This window comes from Flammeovirga agarivorans (assembly GCF_012641475.1).
Taxonomy (GTDB): Bacteria; Bacteroidota; Bacteroidia; order Cytophagales; family Flammeovirgaceae; genus Flammeovirga; species Flammeovirga agarivorans.
Genome location: NZ_JABAIL010000013.1, coordinates 43845 through 55234, shown reverse-complemented (window position 1 = coordinate 55234; position 11390 = coordinate 43845). Strand labels below are relative to the sequence as shown.

Below are 11390 nucleotides of genomic sequence, written 5' to 3'. Positions count from 1 at the left end.
TTAAATACGAATTCCATGCATCAACTTTTACCCATAGGACAATACATTAGAAATGAAGAAAAACGAATATTCTTTGAAAGAAATAAACTAGGAATAAAATCTTTAAAGATAGTTTGGAAGGAGACGAATTTGGGTATTCAAGTATTTACTAAGAATGAAAGATTAAGTTTCAAATTGATTTTCTTTCTAAAAGCTTTAGGGTTTACTTATCTGGAAGAAAAAAGTAGCTTTGAGTATGAGTTAGGTGATTCACAGGTAATCGATCAATTAAATACATGGATTAACCAAAACTTACAAGAAGTAGCTTAAAATATTGATCACAAAAAAATAGCTTCAATGATATATTAAATCATTGAAGCTATTTTTTTATTCAGCTTTAGCTTTGAAAAACTCTTTCACCTTAGGATGAAAAGTAAGCCCAAAGGAATAAGTTGCCATAATAAATCCAATTATTGCCTTTGCTGGTATAGATGCAATAAAGTCGAAAAGGATAATTGCTCTAAATAGTTTTAGCTTACCATTTAATGCTGAGGCAATCATACAGACAAGATTCACTATATATATACCTGCAGTGTAAAGGATATAATCAGGATTAGCATTTGGAATCTCCAATTTTCCACTACTTACTGCATAATATAACCCAAATGCAATAAATACTTTTAGTAAAAACGAAACCATAATTACGCGTAATGCGATAGGTTTTTGAGGTGCTGTTTGAAGAGTAACTGTATCCATAATAAATTAAGTGTTTGTGTTTTTGTATGTTACAAATGTCACTCTTCTCACATTATTTACTTTGGAATATTAGTTCAATGATTGTGATTTTTCGTTCACCAAAAGTGAGAGATAAATTAGAAACGTTTCTAAATTTCACACCCATATATAATCATTAGTTATACTAGTATCAATATTATCAATTTTACTTATTCGGGGTTGTCGGCTACTTTTGTACTACAATTTAATCAAACAGAAAGTAAATTCTACACATCAGAATTTCCATCGATTTACTTTTTAAATATCATCATTATTAACTCGTTAGTTATGAACAAATTATTCCAATTTTCCTTGTCACTCATGACTGTCTTTGCAGTGGCATGTACAAACAATAACGAAGACTCAACAGCAGAAAAATCTAGTGGAGGTTGTCCTTTTGGTTTTGATAAACTACATAAAAAAGAACAATTAAAAACAGCTAAGACAAATGAAGATTGGTGGCCTAACCAATTGAATGTAAAAATTCTAGCTCAAAATTCGGAGAAAACAAACCCAATGGGTGAAGACTTTAACTATGAAGAAGAATTTAACTCACTAGATTATTATGCATTAAAAGCCGATATAAAAAAGATACTAACTACTTCTCAAGATTGGTGGCCAGCAGATTATGGTAATTATGGTCCCCTATTCGTACGTATGGCATGGCATAGTGCAGGTACTTATCGTACAGGAGATGGACGTGGAGGGACAAGAATGGGTATTCAACGTTTTGCACCACAAAATAGCTGGCCAGATAATGGCAATTTAGATAAAGCAAGAAGATTATTATGGCCCATCAAACAAAAATATGGAGATCAAATCTCATGGGCTGACTTAATGATACTAACCGGTAATGTTGCTTTAGAATCTATGGGTTTTAAAACAATAGGTTTTGCTGGTGGTAGAGCTGACGTATGGGAACCTCAAAATGATATCTACTGGGGTTCAGAAGCAGGTTGGTTAGAATCAAAACGTTTGAATGAAGAGGGTGAGTTAGATTTGGATAAGGAGAATCCATTAGCAGCGGTTCAAATGGGATTAATTTATGTAAACCCAGAAGGACCAAATGGTGTACCTGATCCGTTAGCATCAGCAAAAAATATCAGAATCTCCTTCGGAAGAATGGGTATGAATGATAAGGAAACTGTAGCATTAATCGCAGGGGGACATACTTTTGGTAAAACTCATGGTGCAGGCGATGCTAAACATGTAGGAGCAGCACCTGAAGCAGCAAAAATTGAGGAACAAGGTTTTGGTTGGAAAAGTACTTATAAATCAGGAAAAGGTAATGATGCGATAACTTCTGGTCTTGAAGTAATATGGACACCTACCCCAACTAGATGGAGTCATTCGTTTATTAACTTATTGATGAATAATGAGTGGGAATTAACTAAAAGCCCTGCAGGTCATCACCAATGGGTGGCAAAAGATGTGGGAGAAATTATTCCAGATGCTTTTGACAAATCGAAAAGACATAGACCTACGATGCTTACCTCTGACTTAGCATTAAAAGAAGATCCAGGATATAGAAAAGTAATGGAAGAATTTATGGACGATCCTCTTTCTTTCGATAAAGCTTTTGCTGAAGCATGGTTTAAATTAACACATAGAGATATGGGTCCAAAAACAACCTATTTAGGTCCTGAAATTCCAAAAGAGGAGTTTATTTGGCAAGATCCAATTCCTCAGAATAATACTAAATCGTTATCTAAAGCGGATATTAATAGGTTAAAGAAAGAAATTAAGAATGCAGGTATTGCTCACAACGAATTAATAGAAACAGCTTGGGCTTCAGCTTCATCATATAGAGGTTCCGATCGAAGAGGTGGTGCCAATGGAGCAAGAATCCGTCTAGCTCCTCAAGTAAACTGGGAAAGTAACAACCCTACTCAGTTGAAAAAAGTATTGGCAAAGTACGAAGCTATCCAATCAAAATTTAACAAAGGAAACAAGCAAGTTTCTATTGCAGATTTGATTGTATTAGGAGGAAATGTTGCCGTAGAAGAAGCAGTGAAAAAAGGTGGATATTCTATTTCTGTACCATTTACTCCAGGTAGAATGGATGCTACACAAGAACAAACAGATGCAGCATCATTTGCGGTACTTGAACCAATGGCAGATGGTTTTAGAAACTACCAAAAGAAAAAGTATACTTTAACAACAGAAGAACTTTTAGTTGATAAAGCTCACTTACTAACATTAACTGCTCCTGAAATGACAGTTTTATTAGGCGGAATGCGTACACTAAATGCCAACTATGATGATTCGTCATTGGGAATCCTAACGGATAATCCTGGTACATTATCAAACGATTTCTTTGTCAACTTATTAGATATGGATACAGAGTGGAGTCCAGTAGATAAAGATGAATTGGAATTCGTTGGAAAAAATAGAACTTCGCAAAAAGAAGTCTGGAGAGCCTCTAGAGCGGATTTGATTTTTGGTTCAAATTCTGAATTGAGAGCTATTGCTGAAGTTTACGCAAGCGAAACATCAAAAGAAAAATTTGTTCGTGACTTTGTTAAAGCTTGGACAAAAGTGATGAACCTAGATAGATTCGATGTAAAACAATCATAATAGATAAGTAGTATACCGATTGAAGTTAAGGAGGCATAGAGATATGTCTCCTTTTTTATTGGATTTTATGTTCAATTTTTCCCTTTAAGTGACGGTTTTTCCCGCTAATGTTACCTCCATTAAATATCATCATCTCTTATGGATGTGTCCCGTTTGATTAACTATAACAATTATTCAAAAACACATTCAAAAATATATCTACTATGAAAAATCTGTTCACAACTTCGATTATCGCATTATCATTACTTTCAATGGTAGCTTGTAACCACGACAATGAGCCACAACCCATTTCGCCTGTTCAACAATTAAAAGTTCAACATTTTGAGACTAAGAGTGCAGAACAACCAGACTCAACTAAAGTCAATCATAATGAACAACAAAAAAGTTTGAATAAACAGCTAATTGATGAAGTAAGTCCAACGAATGAAACTACATCCAATATTCATAAAACAAAACTAGTAAAAACGAATACTTCAAAAACAATCATTGATGAGGTTACTCCTACCGAAACTACTCATTTGAATATTCATAAAAGTAAATTAGTAAAATCGCATGCTGATAGAACAGTTGTTGATGAACCTGAAATAACAGACACTAATTCGTTTGAAGTACATGAAAAAACACTAAGTGAATGGACTAGAGAGTTACGTCCAAGTACACACCCAACAAATGATTGGATGGCAAGTGAAGCTCCACAAGTAGCAGATGTTAAAACAATAACACTTCCTGATGGTACAAAAGCTTATGTAGACCCATCTTTCGAAGGTCGTCAATTAAAATTAATGATTGTCTACTATAACAACCCTGATGATATGTACGATGATGGATATGAAGTTTTAAGAAATGTTGATTGTAGTTACAGCGGTACTACATTGATATTTACCCTAGAAGGACATAGATATCAAATCAATGATTTTAGAGGATAAATGATAAGTATGTTTTCAGTTATGATAGTTGTAAAGCCATCAATCGAAAGGTTGGTGGCTTTGTTGTTATATATTAAACGTAATCTGTATTAAAAGAAATAGAGCCATGCGAAATTCACACAGCTCTATAGTTTAGCAAATGATGGTTTGATTGATAAACTAGGAGTTAAAAATTGCTTTTTAACCGAGTACATCTAATATCATCAACCGTTTTAATCAATACCCTAGGGCATCCATCACTTTTGCATTCAGTTTCCTGTTCTTTCCTTTATACGGATGACAGTGAATATGGATGGCAGGATTAAAGTTCATTTCAATAATAGCATAATTATTTACATTTGCTTCTTCCTTTATATCATCAATCATCATGTCTAATCCCGTAATTTCAACATTGAGTGCTTTGGTGGCATCAACGGCGATTTTCTTGTAGGAATCTGGAATGTCATCAGTGAAATCTAGACTATCACCTCCGGTTGAAATATTTGAGTTTTCTCTTAAATATATGATTTGATCCTTATCAGGAACAGTACTAAAAGAGTACCCCTGAGTTTCTAAAAACATTTCTTCAGCCTCACCAAGAGCAATTTTTTCTAAAGGAGTCTTATACCCTTTTCCTCTTAGTGGATCTTTATTTTTTTCAATTACTAATTCTCTGATGGTACTTTCACCATCCCCTTTCACATTGGCAGGAACTCGATGTAAAATACCCACAACTTCATCTTTGATAATGAAAATTCGATATTCTTTTCCAGTCACAAATTCTTCAATCAAAATTGAATTATCATGTTCAAAAGCCATTTGAATAGCTCTATGATAGAACTCCTCATTTTTATTTTCTTTGATGATTGTAATGCCTAAGCCAAAATTAGTTGACTTTGGTTTGATCACAATGGCTTTACCTTTGAAGAACATAAAGTCTTCTTTTGCTTTGATAACATCAGAATACTGTTCTCCTTTTGGAGTTCTAATATTGGCAGCTTCAAGTAATTTCTTAGTCATTACTTTGTTTTCCATCATCAGGACACTCACATAGTTATCTAATGATGTTCTAGTCGCTTGCATTACATGTTCGATATGACCATCTTTTTCTAAACGGACGAAATTTTCGGGTCTATCCATAATTTCAAAATTGACCCCTCTAAATACAGCCTCTCTCAATAATAATTGAGTAGAAAGTTCCATATCTTCTAGACCAAAAAACTTATAGTTTTGATCGTTACTTTCTTTATAATATTGCTTAGCTTGTTGTAAATGGAACTCTAAGAAAGTAGTTTCTTTAATTCCATCTAAAACTCTATATGCAGGACGATGTTTTAAATGATCCGACAGATTTCTTAGATGTTCTAAACTTGCCATATATTTTTGAGGAAGGATATCTTCAACAGTTTTTTCTATGGCTCTATATTTTAGCATGATCTCTCTTTGGAGATTAACTTTCTTCCCATCAATTTTAAGGTCTGCAGTCATCGACATCCCTTGTTCTGCAGCTACTTCTTGATTAAAATGTGCTTCAGTTTGTTCTTCATCACTGATCCCTTCTTCATCTTTTAAAAGACAATAGATTAAGAAAATATGGATAATTTCTGCATTCAGCGGATTGATGCCACACTTAACTAAAGGATCTAAATCCAATAATCTTACTTCGATATGCGAAAGCTTACCATTAATTTCTTTTAATCGCAGAGTTGAATAGTTTTCTTTTTCAGAAGAAATCACACCTTTATCAATCCACGATTTTATGCTTTTCTTATAATTCTCAATTGATGAGTAATCAAGTATTAAATCGATATTATTTTTATAACCACACATACTACTTCTCATCGATGTGGCATCACAAAAGTGGTGGGCATCGGAAGTAGCTTTTGGCAATTCATCGATACAGCTTTTATTGTACGTATTGTGTAGTACTGGACTATTTCCTAATAAAGCAATTAAAAACCATCTATCTTTCAAGAAGTTTCTCGTGATTCTTAAGTAAATTTCTTCTTTGAACTTATCATAAGATATATTCTTCTCGGAAGTCTCGTAATAATGCTCTAATGCTTTCTCTGGAAACGAAAAATTAAAATGAATACCCGATAAAAGTTGTTTTTTCTTTCCGTAGGTATTGGCTAAATGCTCTCTATATTTTTCATTTTCTATGCCTTTCTCTCCGAAATGTGCAATGTTAATTTTTGCCTCATCTTCAGGTAATAAAGGTGGAGTACTCTGAGGCCATAGCAATTCATCATTATCTAAGTTTAAGGTAACGATATCATGAATAGTCTCTAAGAAACCTAACGCCTCTTTTACAGAAGGGCGAATAGGTGTAATCATTTCAATCTGACTTTCGGAAAAATCAGTTGTAATGTAGGGGTGTGTTAATTTATCACCCAAATTCTCTGGGTGTGGAGTTAATGCAATATGTCCTGACTTATCTACTCTAATATTTTCTTTTTCAAAACCGAAGTTGCCTTCAAATAATCGAGAGGATAAATGTTGATCGATGATATGGTTAACTGACTTCATTTTTCAATTTTAAAATCACTTTATTTCTTGTATAGTTATAGGCTATTGTTAAGCAAACAGCGCGTAAGAACATACTTACACCAATTGATAGCCAAACACCATCAATTCCTAAACCTAGGTTTTTAGCAAAGTATAGGGCCATTGGAATTCGGATTACCGTCATACTTATATTAATATAGGCAGGGTATTTGGTTTTACCAAGACCGTTAATAATTCCACTGGTGACCATTTCAACACACATAAATACTTGTGCTATACCTAAGATTTCAAGGTAGCTTGCTCCCATTGCAATAGTATCCTTTTCAGAGACGAACAATTGGATTAAAGACTCAGAGAAAATATAGAAAAATGCACCGTTAATTAACCCAATTAGTATTGTGAATGCCATGGCATTTTTATATCCTTCTTCTATTCTTTTATATTGTTTTGCTCCAAAGTTTTGCCCTGTAAATGACATCATTGCAGAGGACAATCCGCCAATGCACATGTACGTAATTCCTTCTACTTGGTTGCCGATTTTTTGAGCTGCAATCGCATCACTTCCCCATTCTGAAACAATCTTTGCAATCGCAATTCCTACTAAAGTAAATAGGATACGTTGTAGCGATGCGGGGAACCCCACTTTAAAGATTTCTCCTACTTTTTCGAATCTAAAAATCCATTCTTCTCTATCACCAAAAAATGCTTTAGCATAACGTTTTAGGAATAAGAAAAGTGTAATAAATTGGGCAACACCTGTAGCTAATGCAGCTCCCATTACACCCAAATCAAAAGTGAAGATAAATAGTGGATCCAGGACAAGATTTATAAATACTCCTATGGTAGAATACTTTAATGAAGTTTTAGAGTCTCCCCTTGCATTACTTATCTGTGTCATAAGTAAAACAGTTAAAGAGAAGAATAAAAAGCCTGACATCCATGTTAGATAAGTGTAGGCATAATCTTCTACGATGGGTTTCTCGAAGTTAAAAAAGGAAATTATCGGTTGAAAGAAGATCTGCATCAAGACCCCCATCAAGAGAATAATACCAAATAATGCAATCAATGATTCTCTACTGTATTCTCTTGCTTGCTGTTCGTTATTTTTTCCAATGGATTGTGATACCAGAATACCGGAACCAATAAGAAATATGGAACAAATAGACCATACTAACTGAATAAAAAAAGAACTAGTACCTACACCTGCTACGGCATCACTACTTATTTTTCCAATCCATGCTATATCAATTACATTATTGGCAGTTTGCATAAACATGGCACCAATAATAGGTAAGGCTAAAGTAAGGATCCCTTTTAAAACGGATCCTTTAGTTAAATCTTTTTTCATAAGAGTTGCCTAAGTATTTAGGCAAGTAATTTCGATAATACCTTGAGGGATTAAAGGATAATGGCATTCATTATTCTACAGGAAATAGTGACTTTGCTTTATGATTGATTCCCTCTATTCGTTAATAACACAAATTACAACAACTTCTTAAAAAAAAGCAGGTATTAAACTTTATTATAAAGATTCTTTAAGTAAATGTAACAAGTCTGTAATACCAAAATCTTGGAACTATTACCTAATGATCTTGATCTCAGTTCTTCTATTTAATTGATGTTCACTTTCACTACAATCTTTACAATCAATAGCGGTTACTTCTTCACCAAAATATCCTAGAATCAATCGGTCTTTAGAAATACCTTTTCTTACTAAATAACCCATGGCAGATTCCATCCTTTCCAAAGATAATTGCATATTATACCCTTCAGTTCCTCTGATATCACAGTGTGACTGCATCTCAACTTTATAGTCATAATTAGTTCTTAGTAATGCAAATACTTCATTTAGAGTTGATATAGATTTCTCTGTAAGGAAAGAAGAATCAAAAGGATAATAGATGTTTTCAATATCCACAACATTTTCGGACATAATTGGATCTAAATATATGTCTTGATAAATCACACCAAATCGATCAGGAGTCGGATTAATCAATTTCATATTTTTAGTGATGTACCCTTCAGCATTAGAAATAAAGTAATGATGATTTGGTACTTCAGTAATAATGATAGAATAATGCCCATCTCTTACATCACCAATAGACCGGATTCTGGTAGAATCGTTATCATACAGGAACACATGTGCACTTTTGATTTTCTTATGTGTCTTAGAATCGAAAACGTCTCCAATAAGTTGTAAATTTCTTCCTTTTACTAATTCAATGACAACAACATTTCGTTCCTCTTTTCTGTCTTTAATATTCTTTTCTTTGTACTTATAGTTTGAAGACATAGCAGCGATGGTCTGAATCATCTTTTTGTCTCGACTGTTGAAACGTACATATCCTTTTTCATCTGTTTCAAAATTCATTACTGCCATACGGTCATTATCATAACACTCTACAATAATATTTTCCAATGGTTCTCTTGTAACACTATCGATAACAAAAACGGTAAAGTCAAACGAATTATGCTTAAAAGAGTAAATGTCATCATCTCCTTTACCATCGAAACGATTGGACGTAAAGTACCCTTCATTAGGGTTTTGGAAGCAGATACCAAAATCATCCGTAGAGGAGTTAATTGGAGCCCCGACGTTTTCAATACCTGTAATTTCACCTTTTACAATGATTGCTTTAAAGATATCTAAGCCTCCTAAACCTATGTGTCGATCTGAAGAAAAATATAGCGTATTATCGTCATAGACATAAGGGAACATTTCATTTCCTGAAGTATTAATTAGATCTCCAAGATTTTCAGGTTCAGTCCATTTACCGTTAATACCTTTCTCTGTTTTATAAATATCTGTCCCCCCATGACCTCCTGGCATATCCGAAACGAAATACATGGTATTTCCATGGTTGGCAATAGTAGGATGTCCTAAATTATATTCTGGATTATTAATATTGATACTTTCGGGTCTGTCAAAATGATGATCAATAGGATCATAGTTGGAAACCACAATCTGTAGATTATTAATGGCATCGACAGACTTCTTTTTCTTTAAATTGACAGTCATGTAAAACTTGTTGTTGATCGTGTCATAACAAGATGGACCAACATGTAGGTTGTTTAATACATGTTCATGAAGAATTTCTGTTTCATCATAAACTCCTAAGTCATTTTTTTGGACAAAGTGTAAGTCTAAAAACTGGTTACCATCCCTATGGTGAATATCATTTTTCACATGGTCTCTTCTTGATGAAGAATAAATCAATCCATCTTGAAGCAAGACGGGAGATATCTCTTTATGCTCCGTATTAAAAGATAGGTTTTCTACTATAGTTAGCGCTTTATTTTTTACTAACTCATCATAATATTGTGTTTGGCAAGAGAGGTATAAATCTCTTACATCCTTATCGTCAGCATGATCAAAAAGATACTCTTTAAAAGCATCTCCCGCTTTGCCGTATAAACCCATCGCTTTAGCCATCAAACCGTAATTTAGGAAAACTAAATCTTGGCCTTCCCATTTTACTTTTACGATACTCTGGTAAGTTTTTAGTGCCTTACGATAATCATCGATCATTTGGTATGAATAGCCTAATCGATACTTAGAAGAAACATCCAACGTATTGACTTTATTATAGTTTTTAATTGCTAAAACATACTCTTGCCTATTGTAATGCTTTTCAGCTCTCTGTAGTAAGGTTTCTTGTTTTTGAGCAAAAGTTACATTAATCGATGATAGTATTATGATATATAGTATGAACGTCCTCATCTTTAAAAATATCTTGGACTGGTAATAATTGAGTTATTATTCTTCGTAGGGAAATTAATTCCTAATAATATTTCATGTGTACCAGAGGTATGGTTTTGTATTTCAGTATTTGGGTAGTCGTAAGCATAACCAATTCTAAATCTATCTTTTAGAACAACTTGTGACATAATTGCAAACCCGTCTTCAGTTCTGTATGATGCTCCTACCCAAAGCATTTTTTGGAAAATAAAAGTAGCTGTTACATCAGCCTGTAAATTAGAGTTGGTTACTTTTTTTAATAAAACAGATGGTACAAAATCAATATGGTTTGATAAATTGAAATGTACACCACCTTTTACAAAAAAGTGTCTTCTATATAAATTATTATCACCATCTGTCTTTGTCATACTTACCTCAAGAATACTAGGAACAGAAAAACTAAAATAGAATCGGTCGCTATAAAAGTAGATACCAAAACCAGTATTAAATTGAGAAATAGATTCGCTTTCTGTACCAAAAACGGGATCATTGGTATGTTGTATTCTTAAGTCACCCCAATCGTGTTTGAAGTTTAATAAAGAAAGATACATACCTAATGACATAGTGATGTCAGGTGTAATAGGCGTAATGTATGAAAAAGCTCCTTGCACAGTATTATTGGTTGAAATACCAATTTTATCATTGACGAAATTTAGCCCTACTCCCATTTTACCTTTGGCAATTGCAGAATTGGCAGAAAAATTCACCGTCGAAGGAGCACCTTCATAATCAGTCCACTGTTTTCTAAAAAGCATAGTGGCATCTACCCCATCTTTTGTTCCAGCAAAAGCAGGGTTAATCGCTAGTGTGTTGTAAGCATATTGTGAGAACATAGGCATTTGCTGACCTATGGCTTCTGTTATCCCAAAGCAAAATAAACAGAAGATGAGTAGTTTTTTCATACGAAT

8 protein-coding genes are annotated in these 11390 nt (G+C 33.6%); 3 read left to right on the top strand and 5 right to left on the bottom strand.

The genetic code is table 11. The features are described 5' to 3' along the window. Nucleotides 1-15: 15 nt before the first annotated feature. On the top strand, nucleotides 16-309 hold the full coding sequence (locus tag HGP29_RS25570) for a hypothetical protein (RefSeq protein WP_168885310.1): 294 nt from the start codon (nucleotides 16-18) through the stop codon (nucleotides 307-309). A gap of 57 nt (nucleotides 310-366) precedes the next feature. On the opposite strand, the gene HGP29_RS25565 is transcribed toward HGP29_RS25570, so the two are convergent. Continuing rightward, a complete protein-coding gene (locus HGP29_RS25565; RefSeq protein ID WP_168885309.1) occupies nucleotides 367-735 on the bottom strand; it encodes a hypothetical protein in 369 nt (122 codons plus the stop codon). Between the two features lie 306 nt (nucleotides 736-1041). On the opposite strand from HGP29_RS25565, the gene katG reads away from it, so the two are divergent. Together katG and HGP29_RS25555 are read left to right on the top strand one after the other, a co-directional pair. Further along, nucleotides 1042-3330 (top strand): catalase/peroxidase HPI, encoded by a 2289-nt coding sequence (gene katG, locus HGP29_RS25560; protein ID WP_168885308.1) that lies wholly within the window; start codon nucleotides 1042-1044, stop codon nucleotides 3328-3330. Between the two features lie 203 nt (nucleotides 3331-3533). Further along, nucleotides 3534-4256, top strand: a complete 723-nt coding sequence (locus HGP29_RS25555) for a hypothetical protein (RefSeq protein ID WP_168885307.1) — start codon at nucleotides 3534-3536, stop codon at nucleotides 4254-4256. A 216-nt stretch (nucleotides 4257-4472) separates the two neighbouring features. On the opposite strand, the gene gshAB is transcribed toward HGP29_RS25555, so the two are convergent. The 4 genes from gshAB to HGP29_RS25535 all read right to left on the bottom strand — a co-directional run bounded on the left by gshAB (nucleotide 4473) and on the right by HGP29_RS25535 (nucleotide 11384). Then, entirely contained in the window at nucleotides 4473-6764 is a 2292-nt protein-coding gene (gshAB, locus tag HGP29_RS25550; RefSeq protein ID WP_168885306.1) for a bifunctional glutamate--cysteine ligase GshA/glutathione synthetase GshB, read from the bottom strand. Beyond that, nucleotides 6751-8091, bottom strand: coding sequence for an MATE family efflux transporter (locus tag HGP29_RS25545; protein WP_168885305.1), 1341 nt, complete (start codon nucleotides 8089-8091; stop codon nucleotides 6751-6753). The genes gshAB and HGP29_RS25545 overlap by 14 nt, the downstream gene beginning before the upstream one ends. 231 nt (nucleotides 8092-8322) lie before the next feature. Beyond that, nucleotides 8323-10464, bottom strand: coding sequence for an OmpA family protein (locus HGP29_RS25540; RefSeq protein WP_168885304.1), 2142 nt, complete (start codon nucleotides 10462-10464; stop codon nucleotides 8323-8325). A gap of 2 nt (nucleotides 10465-10466) precedes the next feature. Continuing rightward, nucleotides 10467-11384: a PorP/SprF family type IX secretion system membrane protein gene (locus HGP29_RS25535; protein WP_168885303.1), complete on the bottom strand. Its 918-nt coding sequence runs from the start codon at nucleotides 11382-11384 to the stop codon at nucleotides 10467-10469. Nucleotides 11385-11390: the final 6 nt, after the last annotated feature.